The sequence below is a fragment of the Pseudarthrobacter raffinosi genome (assembly GCF_023913835.1).
Taxonomy (GTDB): Bacteria; Actinomycetota; Actinomycetes; order Actinomycetales; family Micrococcaceae; genus Arthrobacter; species Arthrobacter raffinosi.
In genome coordinates, this window is the sequence record NZ_JAMXBG010000005.1 from 137162 (window position 1) to 157802 (window position 20641).

A 20641-nucleotide genomic window follows, 5' to 3' on the forward strand; every position below is an offset into this window, starting at 1 on the left:
ACTGCTCCGTAAGGGCCCTTTTGAACGTTCAAAGCGGCACTTACGGAGCAGTCGATGGTTAAAGCGAGGGTTACAGGCGTTCCAGCTGCACGGGCTCGGCCAGCAGCGCGCTCAGGGATTCGTTCAGGTCCTGGACGGCGGTGCCCTTGGAGTGCTTCGCCAGCAGTTCCTCGGATTCCCACTGTTCCGTGAGGACCAGCTTCTCTTCGGTGGCTTCGGTCAGCTCGTAGCGGATGCAGCCGGGTTCGTTCACCACCTCGTCGATGGCGATTTCCAGGGCGAGCTTCACACGGAAGAACTCGCCGTCGTTGGGGATGAACGTTGCCTGCAGGTCGATGGGTGCACTCATGGATTTCACAATACCGGGACTCGGGATACACTCCCGCCCTGTTTACGCGCGGACACCCTCCTGTTGCGCTTCTCTTGCCCGGCTCCTGTTGGTAGCGTGCCACCATGCGCGCTTACACAGCCGGGGACACTGACGTCCCGCTCCTCGTGGAAACCATCGGCCAGAACTTTGAACGGGTGGTGGCCCGGTTCCCCTTCCACGACGCGCTGATCGAGGCCGCGCCGGTCCCGGGCGCTGATGCCCGCCGCTGGAGCTACACGAAAATGAACGACGACGTCGATCGCCTCACGCGTGCACTGCTCGCCTCGGGGGTGGCCAAGGGGGACCGGGTGGGCATCTGGAGCCCGAACTGCGCCGAGTGGACGCTGCTGCAGTACGCCACGGCCAAAGCCGGAGCCATCCTGGTCAACGTGAACCCGGCCTACCGGAGCCACGAGCTGGAGTTTGTGGTGAAGCAGAACGGCATGCGGATGCTGGTGGTGGCGCCGTCGGACCGGAACAGCGACTATGTGGGAATGGCGCGCCAGGCGCTCGCCGGCTGCCCGGACCTGCAGGAACTGGTGTTCCTGCCGGATTACGACATGGACGGGCTCGACGCCGGGGATCCCCAAAGTGACGGGGAGCTGACGTACGCCGAGCTGCTCAAGCGGGCTGACGCCGTCGGCCATTCCTCCCTGTTGGCCCGGATGGCGGAGCTGGACCCGCACGATCCCATCAACCTGCAGTACACGTCCGGGACCACGGGCTTCCCCAAGGGCGCCACGCTGACGCACCACAACATCCTGAACAACGGCTACTCCATCGGTGAGCTGCTGGGCTACACCGAGCATGACCGGGTGGTGATTCCGGTGCCGTTCTACCACTGCTTCGGGATGGTGATCGGCAACCTGGCAGCCCTCAGCCACGGTGCGGCCACCATCATCCCCGGGCGCGGCTTCACGCCGGCGGCCGCGCTGGAGGCGGTCCAGGACTTCGGCGGGACATCGCTGTACGGCGTGCCCACCATGTTCATCGCGGAGCTGGCGCTGCCGGACTTTTCCTCCTACGACCTGGCAACGCTCCGCACCGGCGTCATGGCGGGATCGGTGTGCCCCATCGATGTGATGAACCGGGTGATCTCGGAGATGCACATGGTGGATGTGGCCATCTGCTACGGCATGACGGAGACCTCCCCGGTGTCCACCATGACCCGGAACGGTGACACGCTTCAGCAGCGCACCGAGACCGTGGGCCGCACCATGCCGCGGCTGGAAAACCAGATCGTGGACCCTGGCACCGGCGAGGTGCTGGAGCGCGGCGAGATAGGCGAGCTGTGCACCCGGGGCTACGCCGTCATGGCCGGGTACTGGGACCAGCTGGAAAAGACCGCGGAGGCCATCGACGCCGACCGCTGGATGCACACCGGCGACCTCGCCCGCATGGACGACGACGGCTACGTGGTGATCGAAGGCCGGATCAAGGACCTGGTGATCCGCGGCGGCGAAAACATCTACCCGCGTGAGATCGAGGAATTCCTGTACAGCCATCCGGCCATCCAGGATGTGCAGGTGATCGGGGTGCCTGATGCCAAGTACGGCGAGGAGCTCATGGCGTGCGTCATCCTCAAGCCCGGCGCGGAACCGCTGGACGCTGCTTCGATTGCGGACTTCTGCCGCGGGAAGCTGGCCCACTACAAGATCCCGCGCTACGTGGACGTCCGCGAAAGCTTCCCGATGACCGTCTCCGGGAAGATCCGCAAGGTGGAGATGCGCGAGGAAGCCGTGGCCCGCCTGGGGCTCTGACGGGCCAGCAGTCTCTTCGAGGCGAGGTTATGGGCTCAGGTTGTCGGGGTCACCCCAAGCTGCGCCATGATGCCGGCTACATCGTAGTAGCGGCGTTCCTCCGTGACTTCCCCTTCAGCATTGAACTTCGAGAAGACAGCCGCGTTATTGATGAAGGATTTTCCGGTGGCGGCAATCTCGCCGCCGGGCGATGCCAACGGTCCCTGATGCGTCCCGCGCAGGGTGTACTCGGCTGCGAACGTCTCGCCGTCCTGGAACAGGGGCCCCACGGTGAGACTGACGTCCGGGAAGGCCCGCAGGAGTTCCACCATGTCCTGCTCAACGGCGTCCCGCCCCTTCAACGGCTGCGGGTAGAGCGGGTCGTGGACAACCGCGTCCGCGGCATAGGTTGCGGCGAAGGCCTTCGCATCATGAGAGTTCATGGCGTCTACTGACTTGGCAATTGCGTCTGCACTCATCGTTTGCTCCTTTATTGGTCCTGTTGTCCGTTATTCGGGACAACTTCAGACTGCCCGGCTCCAAGGCCGGGCGGATGGGTCAACTGACCCATTTTGTGGCCAATGCCGGCGGAGCCCACCAGGCGGATCCGGGGCGGCCCGCGCCCGTAGTTCCGTCCCTAGAGAACGGCAGTGTCAAGTGCTCTAATTGAATCGTGGCGCTGGAGGAAGTGACAGCGAGAGGCTACGCGGCACTGGAAGCGGGGCGGTGGGTGGATGCGCGCGCCGCGTTTGAGGAGGTCCTCTCGGGCACCGGATCGCCGGGCGCGCTCGCAGGCTTGGGCGACGCCCTCTTTTTTCTCGGCGACCTTGGTGAAAGCGTCCGCTGCCGGGAGCGCGCCTACGCTGCCAGCCGCCGTGCCGGCAATGTTCCGGAAGCCATCGATTCCGCTGTATGGCTGTGCCTTGTCTACGGGACGTCCCTCGGCAACGAGGCTGCGGCGCGGGGCTGGCTTGCCCGGGCGGAGAGCATGGCCGGGCCCGACGACGGACTGTCCCGGGCCTGGGCTGATTACTGTGCGGCGCTGCTGGCTACGGATGCCCATCACTGTCGCGACCTGATCGAGCGCGCGCTGGCCATGTCGCATGAATTGGGCGACCCCGACCTGGCAGTCTGTGCGCTTGCGGAGCGCGGGGTCGTCCTGGTCAAGGGTGGGGAGGTCCAGGCCGGGCTTCGCTGCGTGGACGAGGCCATGGCCAGCGCCCTGGGTGGCGATGGAACGACGTTCTACACAGTGGTCATGGCGAGTTGCTCGATGCTGACGGTCTGCGACCTGCTCAGCGACCTCGGGCGAGCTACCCAGTGGTCGCTGGCGGCAGATGACTACATGAGGGCCTACGGCTGTCCATACCTTTACGCTCAGTGCCGCATGGTCCACGGGCGAGTGCTCCTGCTGACGGGTCATTGGGCCGAAGCCGAGGACGAGCTGCGGCATGCGGCAGCGAGTACAAAGGACGTCTTCCCCGGCATGTACCACAGGGCTGTCGCGAGCCTCGCCGAGCTCCGTGTGCGCCAAGGACACTTCGACGAGGCCAAGGCCTTGATTGAGAGGATCGGCGCTCCGGTCGAGACCAGCCTGGTGGCGGCAGGACTGGCCCTCGGAAGCAACGAACCGGCTGCGGCCGTGGCCCTGGCAGAGCGCTGGCTTCGTTCGGAAATTGAGGATACCGGCGACGTCGTTCCTCCACTGCACGCCGGCGGGCACCGGACCTCCCTGGAGACAGCGAGCGCACGCAGCCTGCTGGTGGAGGCACAGTTGGCAGCAGGCAATCCTGCCGCTGCTGCAGTGGCCGCCGAGCACCTTGGCGACCTTGACGCCAGCGCCGGAGGAATACGCTTGGTGTCCGCGCATGCCGCCCTGGCCAGAGGCCGGGTTGCAGCCGCCGAGGGCCGGCTGGAGCCTGCCACGGGTTACTTTGAAGACGCCCTCAAATGGTTTGGGCACTTGGAACTCCCGCTGGAAACCGCGCGCACCCGGCTGGAACTTGCGCGTGTTTTAGCCCAAGGCCAGCCTACCCTCGCTATTTCCGAAGCCCGCGCTGCGCTGTCCGCGATGGACAAGCTGGGGGCGTCCCATGATGCCGATACGGCAGCGGCACTGCTGCGATCGTGGGGCGCCGGGGGCCGGTCCGTTCCCCGCGAGGCAGGTATTCTCACCCGGCGTGAGCATGAAATTCTGGGGCTGCTGGTTGAGGGCTATTCAAATCCTGAAATTGCGGGCCAGCTGTTCATCAGCCACAAGACAGTGGCCCACCACGTAAGCAGTGTGCTGGACAAGCTGGGCCTTCGCAACCGTTCTGAAGCTGCAGTTTACGCCGCCCGCCTGGGCTCTAATTGATGTTGCGGTTGATGGCCCGGACGCCCGCAACGAGCCCGACGGCGGCCGTCACCGATGCGGCGAGGAGGCCCAGGAGCGTGTCGGTCCCGACGCTGCCGGCGAACAGCTCCCGCTCGGCGTTGACCAGGTAGGACAGGGGGTTGAAGAGGCTGGCGGTCTTCATCCAGTCCGGCCCGGCCTCGATGGGCAGCATGATGCCGGACAGGATCATCAGCGGGAAGAGCAGCGTCTGCTGCACACCCCAGAAGATCCACTCCTTGTTCTGCGATACCAGGGCCAGTGCGTAGGAGAGGGCGCCGAGTCCGATGCCGAAGATCCCCAGGATGACCAGGCCGAACAGCACGTGCAGCGGATAGAAGACAAAGCCGAACGGGATGCAGACCAGGGCGATCAGCAGGCCCTGCACCACCAGCGGTGCCCATTCCTTCAGCGCCCGCCCGATCATCAGCGACGAGCGGGACAGCGGTGTGGCCAGGATCCGCTCGTACGAACCGGTCATCAGCTCGTACTGCAGGTTGGAGCCGATCATGGAGGTGCCGAACAGGGCAATCATGACCACGACGCCGGGCAGGAACCATTGGAGCGTCGACTGGCCGCCGAATGCCGGTGCGCCCACGGCCGCACCGAGTAGCGGCCCGAAGAGGCCCAGGAACACGAGCGGCTGGAGCAGCGAGAAGACCAGCGAGAACGGGTCACGCAGCGGCAGCAGCATCTCGCCAGAAGACGAATCTGGTGTCATGCAGGATCTGGACCAGGCCCGGCTTTTCCAGGACCTCGGTGCTTTGCACCGCCATCAGCGGTCTGCTCCTTCCCGCAGGTTGCGGCCGGTCAGCTCCAGGAACACGTCGTCCAGGGTTGGCGGTTGCAGCTCCAGGGACTGGGCGGGAGCGCCGGCGTCGTTCATTTGTTGCAGCAGCACCGGTGCCCGACGGGCGCCTTCGGTGAGCCGGAGGCGGAAGCGAACCACACCGTCGTTCGAGTTTTCGTTGACCTCACCGCCCGCGGCGGCACGCCCCAGCAGCCCGCGCACGCCCGCGGCGGCACGCCCCAGCAGCCCGCGCACGCCCGCGGCGGCACGCCCCAGCAGCCCGCGCACGCCCGCGGCGGACTCCGCCGCGACCTCGACGGCGAGCAGGTCACCGGCCAGGTTGGCCTTCAGCCGGGCGGCTGTATCATCGGCGATGATCTGCCCGTGGTCAATCACAATCACGCGCTCGGACATCAAATCGGCCTCGTCCATGTAATGCGTGGTCAGGACGATGGTGGTGCCGTGCTCGGCGCGCAACCGCATGATGTGGTCCCACAGGTTGGCCCGGTTCTGCGGGTCCATGCCGGTGGACGGTTCATCCAGGAACAGCAGCCGCGGGGAGTGCATCAGCCCCAGCGCCACGTCCATCCGCCGCCGCTGCCCGACCGACAGTTTGATGACGGTGCGTTTGGCGAGGTCGGCCAGGTCCATGGACGTCAGGAGCTCGTGTGCCCGGGCAGCGGCATCCGTGGAGTTCATGCCGTAGAAGCGGCCCTGCATGATCAGTTCGTCGATGACCCGGAAGCTGTGGCCGCCGCCGTTGCCCTGGCCAATGTAGCCGATCCGGGCGCGTACGCCGGCCGGATCCGCTACGACGTCCACGCCCGCGACAGTCGCCGTGCCGGAAGTGGGCCGGAGCAGGGTGGTGAGCATTCGCAGGGTGGTGGATTTGCCCGCACCGTTCGGGCCAAGGAACGCCACAAGCTCGCCCGGGGCAACATCGATGTCGACTCCCCTGACGGCTTCTACCGTCTCCTTTTTGACGACGAAGGTTTTGGTCAGTTTGTCAGTGTGGATCATGGGTGACTCCAGAGAATGCGGAATTCCGGGGCTCTGGTGCGGGCTCCATGGCGCCACGCTATACCCATCCGCGGCCCGAGTCCACGGCGGAACCGTCAGTGCCGGCGGTGGTCCTGGATGGTCATCCGCGGCCCGAACGTCGGTTTGCGGAAGCCGCTCAGGCCGATCATCCGGACCACCCGCTGCCGGTGCCCGGTCCACGGCTCAAGCAAGGCCAGCATGCCGGCATCGTCCGTCCGGCGGCCGGTGAGGGCGGCGCCCACATAGGCGGCGAGGTGGTAGTCGCCCACCGCGATGGAGTCCGGGCAGCCGTGGGTCCGCTGCACCACTTCGGCCGCGGTCCACACCCCGATACCGGGAATCACCTGCAGTTTTGCTGCCGCCTCCGCCGCTGGCAAGGCGGCCAGCCGTTCAAGCGCGACGGCGGATCGCAGCGCCCGCATAACGGACGCCGAACGCTGGGGTCCTACGCCGGCCTGGTGCCATTCCCACGAGGGGATGCGCAGCCACTGCTCAGGCGTGGGCTGGAGGCGGAGCCCCTCCGGCGCCGCGCTTCCGGCCGCCGGAGCCGGCGAGCCGAACCGGTACATCAGGTACCGGTAGCCGCGGCGGGCCTCAATGACGGTGACCTTCTGCTCGAGGATGGTGGGCACGAGGCAATCAACCACCCGCCCGGTGGAGGGCAGCCGGACAGCCAGGTTCCGTCGTCGGGCGTCACGGACCATCCGGGGGAGCGTGGCATGGAAGTCCGGTTCGTCAAACGCCGACCAGTCGTCCTCAGCGCCCAGGAGCCGGGGCACGCCGGCGAGTCCGGCGGCGGAACCGGGACCCCAGGCCTGCGCGTCAACAGCGGCGTCAACAGCCCTATCCGCGGCAGCGGTGAGGCGCAGCGTGACCGGGCCGTCCGGCGTCGTAAACGCCGTCCATAACCCGTCCGGCCCGAACGAAAACGACGGATCTCCGGTACCCCGCAGGAGAATGCCCAGCGTCTGGTGCAGGCTGTACGGGCCGTCCGGATGCCAGCGCAGGGACGCATCCGCGGCGGCGGCAAGCCGGGCGGGGGCGTCAAGGATGGTCATGTATTCATGGTCCCACGGTGGGCTGACAAGGTAGCTTCCGGAGCCCCTTACAGACCGAAGATGCCAGGACTAGACTCCAGCGTGTGGCGCGGGGAGTCCGCGCCTTCCCCTCGCATTCAAAGGAGCATGCTGTGGCTGGAGTTGTGCATTTCGAGATCCCCTCCGACGACAAGGAACGCGCCAACACTTTTTACCAAAGTGCGTTTGGCTGGACCCTGACTCCCATGCAGGAGATGGACTACACCATCGCCATCACCACGCCGTCGGACGAGCAGACAGGCATGCCAAGCGCGCCAGGGGCCATCAACGGGGCCCTGTTCCCCCGCACGGACAACCTCAAGACCCCCATCATCACCATCGACGTGGAGGACGTGGACGCCGCGCTGGCGCAGGTCGAATCCGCTGGAGGTACTGTCGCCCAGGCAAAGGACGCCGTTCCCGGCATGGGCTATTACGCCTACTTCAAGGACACCGAGGGCAACACCCTGGGCCTCTGGCACACAGATTCCTCGGCAGGGAGCTGAGCCCCGGGCAGGACCTGCGGCGGCAGGCGGTAACTTTGTACCTATGAAGTACGCGCAGTCCGTCCTGGACCTCATCGGAAACACGCCGCTCATCAAGCTCAACCACGTGACGGAAGGCCTCAAAGCCACAGTCCTGGTCAAGCTGGAATACATCAATCCCGGCGGTTCCATCAAGGACCGCATCGCGGTGAAAATGATCGACGAGGCCGAACGGACCGGCAAGCTCCTGCCCGGCGGGACCATCGTTGAGCCGACGTCGGGCAACACCGGCGTGGGTCTGGCGCTCGTGGCCCAGCAAAAGGGCTACAAGTGCATCTTCGTGGTGCCGGACAAGGTGGGCGAGGACAAGCGCGCCGTGCTTCAGGCTTATGGCGCCGAGGTGGTGGTCACGCCCACCTCCGTTGCCCCGGACAGCCCGCAGAGCTACTACAGCGTCTCGGACCGCCTGGTCACGGAAATTCCGGGCGCCTACAAGCCTGACCAGTTCTCCAACCCGGCCGCCCCCGGCAGCCACTACGAGACCACCGGACCGGAGATCTGGCAGGACACGGACGGCACGGTGACGCACTGCGTGATCGGCGCTGGCACCGGCGGCACCATCACCGGCACCGGCCGCTTCCTCAAGGAGATCTCGGCGGACCGTGCGGAGGCCGACGGCGGCCGGGTCAGGATCATCGGGGCGGACCCCGAAGGTTCGGTCTACTCCGGCGGTACCGGGCGCCCGTATTTCGTCGAGGGCGTGGGCGAGGACATGTGGCCGGCCAACTACGACAAATCCGTCCCGGACGATGTCATTGCCGTCTCCGACGCCGATTCCTTCGCCATGACCCGGCGGCTGGCCCGCGAGGAAGGGCTGCTGGTGGGCGGCTCGTCCGGCATGGCGGTGGTGGCTGCGCTGCAGACCGCCCGCGACCTCCCGGAAAGCGCAGTAGTGGTGGTCATCCTCCCGGACTCCGGCCGCGGCTACCTCGCCAAGATCTTCAACGACCAGTGGATGCGTTCCTACGGCTTCCTCTCCGGCGGCGAAGAAGCCTCAGTGGGCGAGGTCATCAAGTCCAAGACCGGCGAGCTGCCGGACCTGGTCCACATCCACCCCAACGAGACCGTCCGCGACGTCATCAACATCATGAACGAGTTCGGCGTCAGCCACATCCCGGTCCTCTCGCAGGAACCGCCGGTGGTGATGGGCGAGGTCCTCGGCGCCGTGGACGAACGCACCCTGACCTCCAAGCTGTTCCGCGGCGAGGCCAAGCTGACGGACAAGATCTCCGAGCACATGGGGCCCCGCCTGCCGGTCATCGGCTCGCTGGAAACCATCTCCGCAGCCCGCGAGCTGCTCTCCGACGTGGACACCGTGATGGTGACGTTCGTCGGCGCCCCCGTGGGAATCCTCACCCGCCACGACCTCCTCGCCTACCTCAGCAACTAATCCTCCGGTGGTTGAGCCTGTCGAAACCAGGATCTCGGCAGGCTTGATCACCGCATGAAAGGACTTTCAATGTCTGCAGAAAACCAGGGTTTCAACACGCGCGCCGTCCATGCCGGCCAGGCCTTCGAGCCCCGGACCGGCGCCGTGGTTCCGCCGGTGCACTTCAGCTCCACATACGCCCAGGACGGCATCGGCGGGCTCCGCGACGGTTACGAATACGGCCGTGGCACCAACCCCACGCGCGACGCCCTGCAGGAGCAGCTCGCGGCGCTCGAAGGCGGAAGCCACGCGTACTCCTTCAGCTCCGGCCTTGCGGCGGAGGACTCCCTGATCCGGGCGCTGACCCGGCCGGGCGACCATATTGTGCTCGGCAACGACGCCTACGGCGGCACCTACCGGCTCATCAACAGCGTGCTTGGCGACTGGGGGATCGGCAACACCCCCGTGGACATGGCTGACCTGGACGCGGTGCGCAAAGCCGTGGCCGCGAACAAGACCCGCTTCGTCTGGGTGGAGACCCCCTCCAACCCGCTGATGAAGATCACGGATATCGAGGCACTCGCCGCGGTAGCGCACGACGCCGGGGCCCTCCTCGTGGTGGACAACACCTTCGCGTCGCCCTACCTGCAGACCCCGCTCGCCCTGGGTGCTGACGTCGTGGTTCACTCCACGACGAAGTACATCGGCGGGCACTCCGACGTGGTGGGCGGCGCCATCGTGGTCAACGACGCGGAGCTCGCGGAGAAGATCGGCTTTGTGCAGTTCGCGGTGGGTGCAGTGTCCGGCCCGATGGACGCGTTCCTCACCACCCGCGGCCTGAAGACTCTCGGCGTGCGCATGGACCGGCACAGCGACAACGGCCAGGCTGTGGCCGAATGGTTGCTCGAGCGCCCCGAGGTGGAGGCCGTCCTGTACCCGGGCCTGCCCTCCCACCCCGGCCACGAGCTGGCGAAGAAGCAGATGAAGAAGTTCGGCGGCATGGTGTCCGTCCAGTTCAAGGGCGGCGAGGCGGCGGCCCGCACGGTCGCGGAAAACACGTCGGTGTTCACGCTGGCGGAATCCCTGGGCGGCATCGAATCGCTGATGAACTACCCGTCCGAGATGACCCACGCATCGGTCAAGGGCACGGAACTGGCAGTTCCCGTCAACCTGATCCGGCTGTCCTGCGGCATCGAGGACGTGGAAGACCTCATCGCCGACCTCGAGCGCGCCTTCACCTTCCTCAAGTAGCAGCGCGCCTCAAGTAGCACCGCGCTCGCCAGCCAAAGGCACCCTGGCTTTCTTCAAGAAAGTTAGCTAGGGTGCCTTTATGGTTCTCCGCTCCGACTGGTCCCAGCGCGACTGCAGCATGGCACGAGGTCTCGACATTTTGGGTGACCCCTGGAGCATGCTGGTGCTCCGCGAGGTCTTTTTCGGCAACGGGCGCTTCGACGCCATGAAGACCCGGCTCGCCGTCGCGGATTCGGTGCTCACCAGGCGCCTGGCGGGTCTCGTGGAGTCGGGGCTGCTTGAGAAGAAGGCGTACGACGACGGCGGCCGCCCCCGCCAGGAGTACGTCCTGACTCCTAAGGGTGAGGACGCCCTCCCGGTCCTGAACGCCGTGGTCATGTGGGCGGAAAAGCACCTCCCGGCGCCGTCTGACCAGGCCCATATGTACGTCATCCATTCCGGCTGCGGCCAGCGGACCAGCTCCGCGGACACCTGCACCGGCTGCGGGGAACGGCTCACGGCCGCCAACACCAGCTGGCACAGCCTCACCCGGACGGACGCGCCCGTGCAGCTGGCCACGGCCGCATGAGTGCCACCGAAACCACGCGCCGCCGACTGCACCCCGCATGGATCGTCGCGGCCGTCGCCTTCCTGGCCCTCGTGGGAGCGGCCGGATTCCGGGCCGCCCCGGGTGTCCTCATGGTGCCGCTGCAGCAGGAGTTCGGCTGGTCCATCACCGTGCTGTCCGCAGCCGTCAGCATCAACCTGGTGCTGTTTGGGCTGACCGCCCCCTTCGCCGCGGCCCTGATGGAACGGTTCGGGATCCGGGCCGTCACCGCCACCGCCCTGGTGATGATCGGCGCCGGCAGCGCGCTCACGGTCCTGGTCACCCAGTCCTGGCAGATCCTCCTGACCTGGGGACTGCTGATCGGGCTCGGCACCGGCTCCATGGCGCTCGTCTTCGCCGCCACCATCGCCAACACCTGGTTCTCCAAGAGCCGGGGCCTGGTGATCGGCATCCTGACCGCCGGCAGCGCCGCGGGCCAGCTGGTCTTCCTGCCGTTCATCGCCATGCTGGCCCAGGATCCGGGTTGGCGGCAGGCCTCGCTGCTGATCGCCGCCGGCGCGCTGGCGGTGGTGCCGCTGGTGCTGAAGTTCCTCAAAAACTCACCGGCCGACGTCGGCGCCTTGCCTTACGGTGAAACGGCACCTGAGGAGGGAACGGCTGAGTCCCCGGCTGCGGCAGCGGACCCCGTGGAAAGCGGGCGCAGCAGCAACGCCGCGGTGCGCGCCCTCCAGGTTCTCAAGCGCGCCAGCAAAGTGCGGACATTCTGGGCGCTGGTGGCCGGGTTTGCGATCTGCGGGGCCACCACCAACGGGCTGATCGGCACCCACTTCATCCCCTCCGCCCACGACCACGGCATGCCCGAAACCACAGCGGCCGGGCTTCTCGCCGTCGTCGGGATCTTCGACATCCTGGGCACCATCGCCTCCGGCTGGCTGACCGACCGCTACAACCCCAAAATCCTGCTGGCCGTCTATTACCAGTTCCGGGGGATCGGCCTGCTAGTGCTGCCGCTGGTCCTGAGCGCCACCGTCCAGCCGAGCATGATCGTTTTTGTGGTGATCTACGGCCTGGACTGGGTGGCGACGGTACCGCCCACGGCGGCAATCTGCCGGAAAACGTTCGGCACGGACGGCAGCGTGGTGTTCGGCTGGGTGTTCGCGGCCCACCAGCTGGGCGCGGCCGCTGCTGCCCTCGGCGCCGGTGCCATCCGGGACGCCACCGGCCAGTACACCTACGCCTGGTTCGGCGCGGCCGCCATGTGCACCATCGCCGCCGTGATCAGCGCGACCATCCGCAAGGACGCAGGCGCCAAGGAACCCGTCCCGGTCGGAGCTGCGTAACCGGGGCCGGACGCGTCGAGATGGCACTTCACGGCAGTCGCGGCGCCTGACATTGCCGCGAAATGCCATCTCGGCGGCTACCCGGCCGTCCCGATGCGCAGCATCACCGTGCGGGCCTCCGGACGAAGGGCGAAGTCCGGCCAGACGTCCGGGCCGCAGGCCCGTGAACCCAACCCATGCTGGGCGGCGTCCAGATAGAGGTAGCTGTGCTCGCTCGGAGGCAACTCGTGGGGATGGGCCGCTGCGCTGACCTCCTGTGCGGTGTGACGGGCCAGGGTGAAACCGGGCCGGCGCCCGCGGCCATCGGCCACCGTCTCGATCCTCAGCCAGGGCGCCCCCTCATTGTTCAGGTCGAGTGAACGCACGGCACTGCGGTGCCCGCTCTCCTGGGGCTTGGCGTACGTCACCGTGAGGTCGTCGATTGCTGCCGAATACCGCCCGATCAGGGCCGCGTGCATGCTGTCCGGATACGATTCGCGGGGCCCGGCACCGAACCAGGACGCGCCATCCACGGAGCCGGGCAAATCGAACCTGACCCCGATGCGTGGCCAGATCATGTTCCAGCCAGCGCTGGGGACGATGTCCAGGCGAAGCCACAGCTCCCCATCCGCGAGCTGCCACTGCTCTTCGACCGTCACGGAGTCGGCGCTGTCGGCCGCCGCATACCGTGTCCGGACCGCCACGCCTGAATCGTTCGCCGAGATCTTTTCCACCCGGGCCGTCAAGCGGTCCAGGCCCGCTTTGCGCCAGACCGCGGCCGACGTCGGGGCCGGCACGCCGTTTCCGTTGTTCAGCCAGGGGTCGGCGAGATCGTAACTGCCGCGGCCCGCTCCGCCGTCGTTATCCGTCGGTGCGCGCCAGAGCTCCAGGCGGGGACCGGCCACCGGCAGTCCGCCCAGCGACACAAGCCGGCCCTCCTCGAAGACCGCGGGTCCGAGGGTTACTGTTCCGGTTCCCGAGGATTCGGCATCCGAACTCGCCGCCAAGGAGCCGGTCCGGCCGACTGAAGCCAGCGGGCGCGGAGCCTGAACTCGTGCCGCAGGCTCCGAGAGATCCAGCTGGGCGGCTGAAATCACATGCCCGGCCGGAGCCCAGTCAGTGTCCTTGCGGAGCACGGCTTCAACGGTGAGCCAGTTCTCACCTCTACCTGAGACAGCAAACGCCGGCAGCTCCAGCTGCGCCGAGTCGCCAGCCGCAAGAGCCTTGCCCGACGCGCCGGCGATTGCCAGTTCGCCCGAGTCACTGCGGATGCCGTCCACTTCGGTCCGCCACTGGAGCACGACGTCGGAGGCGTCCGCCGAGTGCCGCAGATTGGCGACTGTGATGAACCGCCGCGCACCGCCGTCGGACGGTGTTCCATGGGGCACCTCGGTGCCGAAGCCCAAACGGATCGGCGCCACGATCTGCTTGTATTCGAACAGTCCCGGGCTCGGCGTCGAATCGGAGAGGACCATTCCGTCCATCACGAAGTTGCCGTCGTGGATGACCTCGTTGAAATCGCCGCCATAGGCGAAGAATTCGGTTCCGTCTTCCGTGCGTGTGCGGATGCCGTGGTCCCGCCACTCCCAGACGAAACCACCGTGCAGCCGCGGGTAGCGGTCAACGAGGTCCTCATACTGGTCGATGGCGCCGGGGCCGTTGCCCATCGCATGAACGTACTCGCACAGGATGAAGGGCTTGGTCCGTTGCCGTGCCGACTCGGCGGCGGAACAGCCGAGCAGCAGGGAGCCGGAGTCGTCGCGTCCGATCGCCTCGGTCTCGGGGACGGAGGAGTACATCCGCGAATAGACGTCCGTGTAGGCGCCGCTGTAATCGCCCTCATAGTGGACGGGACGTCCGGTGTCGCGGGCATGGGCCCACGCGGCCATTGCGGCGAGGTTGGCGCCCGTGCCGGCCTCGTTACCGAGCGACCACATAACGATGGAGGGGTGGTTCTTGTCGCGCTCGATGGTGCGCTCGATGCGGTCCACGAAGGCTTCGCGCCAGGCGGGATCGTCGCTGGGATTGCCGGCCCATCGCTGGGCATGGAATCCGTGCGTTTCGAGGTCGCACTCAAGCACCACCCAGAACCCCATTTCATCGGCCAGATCCAGCAGCCGCGGATGCGGGGGATAGTGGCTGGTCCGGATCGCATTGACGTTGAACTGCTTCATAAGGGCCAGATCGGCGCGGGCAGATTCTTCGTCGAAGACGCGGCCCCGGTCGGGATGGGTCTCGTGACGGTTCATGCCGTGGAACACCACCCGCCGGCCGTTCACCAGAAAGCGGTCCCCCACGATTTCCACCGTGCGGAAGCCCAGGCTGAGGGAGAGCGTTTCGGCAGCGCTGCTCACCGTTGCGTCATACAGCCGCGGAATCTCGGCAGACCACGGTTCGACGGCGTCGATCAGGACCGGGGCAACGTCCGCCGCAGAGTTCCACGTGACGTCCACGCCCAGCTCCGGCACGGAGAGCGTCACCGGAAAAGCGTCACCGGTTGCCGTGATTTCAGGGTCAATGGTGCCGGCGCCGGAATTACCGGAGCCGCTGAACGAGGTGCGCAGCCAGGCGTCGTCGATGCCGCCCGCCGGCCGCGCCTGGAGCGTTACGTCGCGGAAGATGCCCGGCAGCCACCACTGGTCCTGGTCTTCGACGTAGCTCGACGCCGACCACTGGTGCACGCGCACGGCCAGCACGTTCGATCCAGGACGCACAGCATCCGTGACGTCGAACTCCTGGGCCAGCCGGCTCCCGACGCCGACGCCGATCGGCACCCCGTTGACCCACACCTTGTACCGCGACTCGACGCCGTCGAACCGCAGCAGGATCCGTACGGCTTCGGTCCATGCCTCCGGCAGTTCGAAGGTGCGCCGGTAGTCGCCGGTGGGATTCTCATCGGGGACGTTGGGTGCATCGGTGGGGAAGGGAAAACGCACATTCGTGTAGATTGGCCGCCCATAGCGCCCGTCGCCTTCCAGTACCCAGTGGGCCGGGACGGCGATCTCCTCCCATGACGAGTCATCGAAGGTCTCCTCGGCCACGCCCTCGAGGGCCTCGCCTGCGGGCAGGACGCCGCGGCCCCCGGGGGTTCCCGGTGCGCCGGGCAGGAGCCGGAAGCGCCAGTTGCCGTTGAGTGACTGGGCGGGAGCTGTGGTGTGCAGCCAGGATCGGGCGGCTGTCCGCCTGCCCGAACCCGGTCCGCGGTCGATGATGTAGGAAACATCGGCGGTGCGCCCGGATGCTGTGGACTGGGACATTACTTGACTGCTCCTTCTGTAAGCCCGCCGCGCCAGAAGCGCTGCAGGATAACCATGGCAATGCTGAGCGGGATGATCGACAGCAATACGCCGCCGCGTCTCCGGGTGAATCGGGCCATGTTGCCTGCACCTCATTGTGTCGGTTCATGTGCCAGCGAGTGTGAGCTGCGGCACGTATGGAAGCGGGTAGGAGACAGGCTAACACAAAATTCGAGTAGTTACTCGAGTTTTGATTCTGCCTGCTACATCCGCCTGTACACTGGCTTGCCATGACCACAAACGAGGCGAGCCGGCCGTCCCGGCGGGGACCATATGCGAAGTCGACGGAACGCCGGCACGCGATCCTTGTTGCCGCGCACGCTGTGTTTGCGGCCCACGGGTACCGGGCAGGCTCCCTGCAGGACGTTGCCGACCACGTCGGAATGAGCCAGACGAGCCTCCTGCACTACTTCCCGTCGAAAAGCGACTTGCTGCTTGCCGTGCTCAACTGGCGCGACTCGAATACCGGAGACGGCGCCACACCTCCGGATCCGGAGGAAACGCTTGTTGACGCCGTGATCCGCCAGGCGCGCTTCAACGAAGAGATCCCGGGTGTCATCGAGTTGTACACCGTGCTGTGTGCGGAATCCGTCACGGACGGCCATCCGGGTCGCGAATTCTTCACGGAACGTTTCGAACGGCTGCGGCGGAGCTACGCCCGTCGGTTTACGCAACTCGCCGAGGAAGGGCGGCTGCGCCCCGGTGTAGAACCCGAAGCCGCGGCGGCATCATTGATTGCGCTGTGGGACGGGATCCAAACGCAGTGGCTGTTGGCGCCCGCGAATGTCGACATGGCGGGGTGCCTGCGAGGCTACCTGGAGCTGGTCATCCTGCCTGAATAACCACACGTAGTCCCAACTAGGTAGCAGTAACTGTCGTTATGAGCCCTCAAAACGACAGTTACTGCTACCTAGTTGGGGAGGGGCGGGTGGGTTTACCGGAACGCGCCGAGGCCCGTGATGTGCTGACCAAGGACGAGCATGTGGACCTCGTCGGTGCCCTCGTAGGTGCGGACTGACTCCAGGTTGGCAGCGTGCCGGAGCGGCGAATAGTCCAGCGTGATGCCGTTGCCGCCGAGGATGGAACGGGCGTCCCGGGCGATCCTGATGGCCTCGCGCACGTTGTTCAGCTTGCCCAGCGAGATCTGCTCGGGCCGCAGCTTCCTTTCGTCCTTGAGGCGCCCCAGATAGAAGGCCAGCATGGTGCCCTTCTGGATCTCCAGCAGCATGTTCACCAGCTTCTCCTGCGTCAGCTGGTACCCGGCCAGCGGCTTGCCGAACTGCAACCGGTCCTGGGAATAGGCCAGGGCGGCTTCGTAGGAATCACGCGCGGCGCCCATGGCACCCCAGATGATCCCGTAGCGGGCCTCGTTCAGGCACGCAAACGGCCCGCGCAGGCCCATCGCAGCCGGCAGCATGGCCTCCGGTCCCAGCCGGACGCCGTCGAACACCACATCGCACTGGATGGAAGCGCGCATGGAGAGCTTCTGGGTGATGGGCGTTGCGGTCACGCCCGCCATACCGGCCGGCACCAGGAAGCCGCGGACGCCGTCGTCGGTTTGGGCCCACACCACCATCACCCCGGCCACGGAGGCCAGTCCGATCCAGCGTTTGGCACCGTCCAGGACCCAGCCGGCGTTGTCCCCGGTGCCGTCCCGGCGGGCGAAAGTGGTCATGGAGGACGGGTCGGAGCCTGCCGTGGGCTCAGTCAGGGCGAAGCAGCCGATCACTTCGCCGGCAGCCATCCGGGGGAGCCACTCCTGCTTCTGGTCCTCCGAACCCCATTTGTGGATGGCCGTCATGGCCAGGGACCCCTGCACAGAGACAAAGGTCCGGATCCCGGAATCGCCGGCCTCGAGTTCCATCGCGGCCAGGCCGTATTCGACGGCGGAGCGGCCGGGGCAGCCATAGCCTTCCAGGTGCATCCCCAGGACGCCCAGCTCGCCGAGTTCGGGAGCCAGTTCCAGCGGAAAAACGGCGTCGTCATACCAGCGGGCAATGTTTGGCTTGATCCGCTGGTCCGTGAAGTCGCGGATCCGCTGCTGGAGTGCCCGCTCGTCAGCGCTCAGCAGCGCATTAAGGGCCAGGACGTCGGACGGGTCCGGTGTAAGGGGCAGTTCGGCGGTGACTCCAGCGTCGCTCATCTGTGTATCTTAGGCCGACGTCGGTGTGGCAGCCGCCGCCGTCGGCTTCCCGATGAAGTATTCCCGCGTTGACGGCAGGAACCGGCAGACAACGGCCAGGACGACGCCCAGGGCCAGGAGCACCACGCCGCTGACGAACGCCCCGCCGACGCCGAAGATCTGGGTGTCACCGTAGGCCGGATCCCACATCTGGACGGCGGAAATGAAGAACGCCGCCGTGAGGATCAGTGCCCCGAGCAGCGGAAGGATGCCGCGGAACCAGAGGTTGCGGGCCGATTCCCGGAAGGTCCCCCGGAAATACCAGAAGCACGCGAAGCCCGTCAGCGCATAGTAGAACGCGATAAACAGGCTGATGGCGCTGATGGAATCGGAGAGCAGGTTTTCGCTGAGGAAGCTCATGGCCACGTAGTACACCACGGCCGCTGCGCCCATGACCTGGGTGGAGAATCCGGGGGTCTGGTTGCGGGTATGGACTTCGCCGAACTTCTGCGGCAGCGCACCGTGCACGCCCATCGACAGTGTTCCGCGGGCCGTGGGCAGGATGGTGGTCTGCGTGGACGACAGGACCGAGGCCAGCACGGCCACCACAATCAGCCAGCCCCACGGACCCAGGACCACGTCCTTCATCGCCAGGAAGACGTCGGACTGGTTCGCTTCGTTGCCCAGGCCAATGCCCTCGGTGCCAACCGTGGCGTACATCATCACCAGCAAGGCCACCGAGACATAGACGGCCACCAGGACAAAGGCCGAAATGACGGCGCCGCGCCCAGGCGTGGTGGACGGGTTTTCCGTTTCCTCGTTCACCGCCAGGCAGGTATCCCAGCCCCAATAGATGAACAGGGCAAGCAGCGAACCGTGCACCACGGCGAAGGGGTCGGCGAAGGCACCGGCCGGGTTGAACCACTCGAAATCGAACGCCTGGCCCTCCGGGGCCCCGCCCGCGATCCGCACAATGATGGCCAGCGCGAAGATGCCCAGCGACACATACTGAACGTACGTCAGGACCCGCTGGACATGCTCGCCCACCCGGATGCCCCGGTAGTTCACCAGGGTCATAAACACGATGAACAGCACACCGGTGGCCGTGACCACCACCTTGTTTTCGGCCAGTGAACCGTCGCCGATCAGCAGCCACAGGTACTGGCCTGCCACCTGCGCGAGATTGGCCAGGACCACGATGCCGGCCAGGGCAACACCCCAGCCGCCCAGCCAACCCGCCCAGGGACCGAACGCCCGGCGGGACCAGGTGAACGTGGTGCCGCAGTCCGGCATGGCGCTGTTCAGCTCCCGGAAGGCGTACGCGATGAACAGGACGGGGATGAACCCGAGGATCAGGATCAGGGGAGTGTAGTTTCCGTTGACGGCCACGATCAGGCCCAGCGTGGCGGCCAGCGAATACACGGGCGCCGTGGATGCGAGGCCCAGCATGACCGAGTCGCCGAGGTCCAGGATCCCCGCCCGGAGCCCCTTGTCGGGGACGGCACCGCCGGACGGTCCGCCGGGAGCGCCGCCCGCCGTCGTCGTCTCCGCACTCATACGGTCACCGGGCTCTGGAATATCAGGGTGCTCATAGTGCGATACCTGCTTTGCTGGAGTGGGCCTGCGCTGAAAGCGGCGCCGGGGCGTCGATGGTGTTGGGCACAAAACGGCAGAAGTAGTCGGTGATGGGGCCGTCCGATTCGCGGATCCCGCAGCCCACGGACTCGCCGTCCACCACCCAGAGGCCAAGGACGGGGTGGTTGCCGTCGAAGTCGGGCAGCGCATGGAACTGCTGGTAGCACCAGCCCTCACGGCCGTACCCGCCCGGCTGCTCCAGGCTGATGCCCGGCGCATGGATCTTGATGTTGTCGCCTTCGCGCCCATGCAGCGGCTTGGCCACCCATTCCTTCAGGGGCCCGGGCTCGTTGAGGTAGGCCGGCAGCAGGTTGGGGTGGTCCGGGTACAGGTGCCACAGAGCAGCCAGCAAGGCCTTGTTAGAGAGCAGCATTTTCCACGCAGGCTCCACCCAGCGGGGATTATGTGCGCGCTGCAGCAGCCGGTGCCCGAACGGCTCCTTCATCATCAGCTCCCAGGGATACAGCTTGAACATGGTGCTGATCATGAAGTTGTCCAGGTCCACAAAGCGGTTCAGGTTGGGATCCCAGCCGATATCGGACATGTTGATGCCGATAGTGGTCCAGCCCGCCTGGCTGGCCACGTCCCGCATGTACGCGGCCGTCATCCAGTCCTCGCCGGACTCCTCAGCCTCGGAATGGGCGATGTGGAGCGTGCTCATGCCGGTGCGGTACTGCATTTTCTTCCACTGCCGGATCAGGGCCTCGTGGATGCCGTTCCACTGGTCCTTTTCCGGGAACACGTCCTGCAGCCAGAACCATTGCGCGACGGCGGCCTCGATCAGGCCGGTGGGGGTGTCGGCGTTGTACTCCAGCATCTTGGCCGGTCCGCCCTGGCCGTCATAGATAAAGTCGAAGCGCCCGTAGACATCCATGTCCGCGGCCTGCAACGACTCAGCCGCGAGCTCCAGTGCCTGCGGGCCGATGCCGATGTTCCCCATGGCGCCCGTGGCGAGGAACTTGGCGGCCTCCAGGCACATCTTGTGCATGTCCTCGGCCGTGACCTCCAGCGTCTCCACCTCGTCCATGGTGAATTCGTAGTAGGCGGCTTCGTTCCAGTATTCAATCTTCCGGCCGTCGGGCATGGTGGTGGTGGAGAAGACCAGGCCCTGCTCTTCGATCTTCTGCTTCCAGCCGGGCCTGGGCTCCAACAACAACCGCTTCACGC

General features: G+C 66.4%; 17 protein-coding genes and 1 pseudogene. 8 read left to right on the forward strand and 10 right to left on the reverse strand.

Going from position 1 to position 20641, the window contains the following annotated elements; all coding sequences use genetic code 11:
* Positions 1-70: 70 nt before the first annotated feature.
* Positions 71-349: a putative quinol monooxygenase gene (locus tag NG697_RS06870; protein WP_252598482.1), complete on the reverse strand. Its 279-nt coding sequence runs from the start codon at positions 347-349 to the stop codon at positions 71-73.
* 104 nt (positions 350-453) lie between these two features.
* Here NG697_RS06870 and NG697_RS06875 point away from each other — a divergent pair, with 104 nt between their 5' ends.
* Entirely contained in the window at positions 454-2130 is a 1677-nt protein-coding gene (locus NG697_RS06875; protein WP_252613869.1) for an AMP-binding protein, read from the forward strand.
* 35 nt (positions 2131-2165) lie between these two features.
* On the opposite strand, the gene NG697_RS06880 is transcribed toward NG697_RS06875, so the two are convergent.
* The gene (locus NG697_RS06880; protein WP_193341940.1) at positions 2166-2588 is read right to left on the reverse strand and encodes an ester cyclase; all 423 of its coding nucleotides are present in this window, start codon (positions 2586-2588) and stop codon (positions 2166-2168) included.
* A gap of 194 nt (positions 2589-2782) precedes the next feature.
* Here NG697_RS06880 and NG697_RS06885 point away from each other — a divergent pair, with 194 nt between their 5' ends.
* Positions 2783-4465 carry a helix-turn-helix transcriptional regulator gene (locus NG697_RS06885; RefSeq protein WP_252613871.1) on the forward strand — a complete coding sequence of 561 codons (1683 nt, stop codon included), beginning with the start codon at positions 2783-2785 and terminating at the stop codon, positions 4463-4465.
* Here NG697_RS06885 and NG697_RS06890 read toward each other — a convergent pair.
* The 3 genes from NG697_RS06890 to NG697_RS06900 form a co-directional block, all read right to left on the reverse strand.
* Positions 4458-5177, reverse strand: coding sequence for an ABC transporter permease (locus NG697_RS06890; RefSeq protein ID WP_252598479.1), 720 nt, complete (start codon positions 5175-5177; stop codon positions 4458-4460). The two genes, NG697_RS06885 and NG697_RS06890, sit on opposite strands and share 8 nt — an antisense overlap.
* An 81-nt stretch (positions 5178-5258) precedes the next feature.
* Positions 5259-6293 carry an ABC transporter ATP-binding protein gene (locus tag NG697_RS06895; RefSeq protein WP_252613872.1) on the reverse strand — a complete coding sequence of 345 codons (1035 nt, stop codon included), beginning with the start codon at positions 6291-6293 and terminating at the stop codon, positions 5259-5261.
* Positions 6294-6388: 95 nt separating this feature from the next.
* A complete protein-coding gene (locus tag NG697_RS06900; protein WP_252598477.1) occupies positions 6389-7372 on the reverse strand; it encodes a DNA-3-methyladenine glycosylase family protein in 984 nt (327 codons plus the stop codon).
* Positions 7373-7503: 131 nt separating this feature from the next.
* Here NG697_RS06900 and NG697_RS06905 point away from each other — a divergent pair, with 131 nt between their 5' ends.
* The 5 genes from NG697_RS06905 to NG697_RS06925 all read left to right on the forward strand — a co-directional run bounded on the left by NG697_RS06905 (position 7504) and on the right by NG697_RS06925 (position 12442).
* Positions 7504-7896, forward strand: coding sequence for a VOC family protein (locus tag NG697_RS06905; protein WP_141141279.1), 393 nt, complete (start codon positions 7504-7506; stop codon positions 7894-7896).
* Between the two features lie 43 nt (positions 7897-7939).
* Entirely contained in the window at positions 7940-9325 is a 1386-nt protein-coding gene (locus NG697_RS06910) for a cystathionine beta-synthase (RefSeq protein WP_252613874.1), read from the forward strand.
* Between the two features lie 69 nt (positions 9326-9394).
* Positions 9395-10555, forward strand: coding sequence for a cystathionine gamma-synthase (locus tag NG697_RS06915; protein WP_252613878.1), 1161 nt, complete (start codon positions 9395-9397; stop codon positions 10553-10555).
* A gap of 79 nt (positions 10556-10634) precedes the next feature.
* Positions 10635-11123 carry a winged helix-turn-helix transcriptional regulator gene (locus NG697_RS06920; RefSeq protein WP_252608480.1) on the forward strand — a complete coding sequence of 163 codons (489 nt, stop codon included), beginning with the start codon at positions 10635-10637 and terminating at the stop codon, positions 11121-11123.
* A complete protein-coding gene (locus NG697_RS06925) occupies positions 11120-12442 on the forward strand; it encodes an MFS transporter (RefSeq protein ID WP_252608482.1) in 1323 nt (440 codons plus the stop codon). Before NG697_RS06920 ends, NG697_RS06925 begins: the two co-directional genes overlap by 4 nt.
* Positions 12443-12519: 77 nt before the next feature.
* Here NG697_RS06925 and NG697_RS06930 read toward each other — a convergent pair whose 3' ends face one another.
* Positions 12520-15678, reverse strand: coding sequence for a glycoside hydrolase family 2 TIM barrel-domain containing protein (locus tag NG697_RS06930; RefSeq protein ID WP_252608485.1), 3159 nt, complete (start codon positions 15676-15678; stop codon positions 12520-12522).
* Positions 15678-15773: pseudogene (locus NG697_RS06935) on the reverse strand (carbohydrate ABC transporter permease); the annotation flags it as partial. The gene NG697_RS06930 and the pseudogene NG697_RS06935, both read right to left, overlap by 1 nt.
* Positions 15774-15947: 174 nt before the next feature.
* On the opposite strand from NG697_RS06935, the gene NG697_RS06940 reads away from it, so the two are divergent.
* Positions 15948-16559: a TetR/AcrR family transcriptional regulator gene (locus tag NG697_RS06940; protein WP_252608487.1), complete on the forward strand. Its 612-nt coding sequence runs from the start codon at positions 15948-15950 to the stop codon at positions 16557-16559.
* Between the two features lie 92 nt (positions 16560-16651).
* Here the strand turns inward: NG697_RS06940 and NG697_RS06945 are convergent, their stop codons facing one another.
* The 3 genes from NG697_RS06945 to NG697_RS06955 are packed head-to-tail and all read right to left on the reverse strand — an operon-like array spanning position 16652 to position 20639.
* Positions 16652-17860, reverse strand: a complete 1209-nt coding sequence (locus NG697_RS06945; protein WP_252613880.1) for an acyl-CoA dehydrogenase family protein — start codon at positions 17858-17860, stop codon at positions 16652-16654.
* 9 nt (positions 17861-17869) lie between these two features.
* On the reverse strand, positions 17870-19396 hold the full coding sequence (locus NG697_RS06950; RefSeq protein WP_252613881.1) for an APC family permease: 1527 nt from the start codon (positions 19394-19396) through the stop codon (positions 17870-17872).
* A 31-nt stretch (positions 19397-19427) separates the two neighbouring features.
* Positions 19428-20639, reverse strand: coding sequence for a glutathionylspermidine synthase family protein (locus NG697_RS06955; RefSeq protein ID WP_252613882.1), 1212 nt, complete (start codon positions 20637-20639; stop codon positions 19428-19430).
* Positions 20640-20641 lie beyond the last annotated feature (2 nt).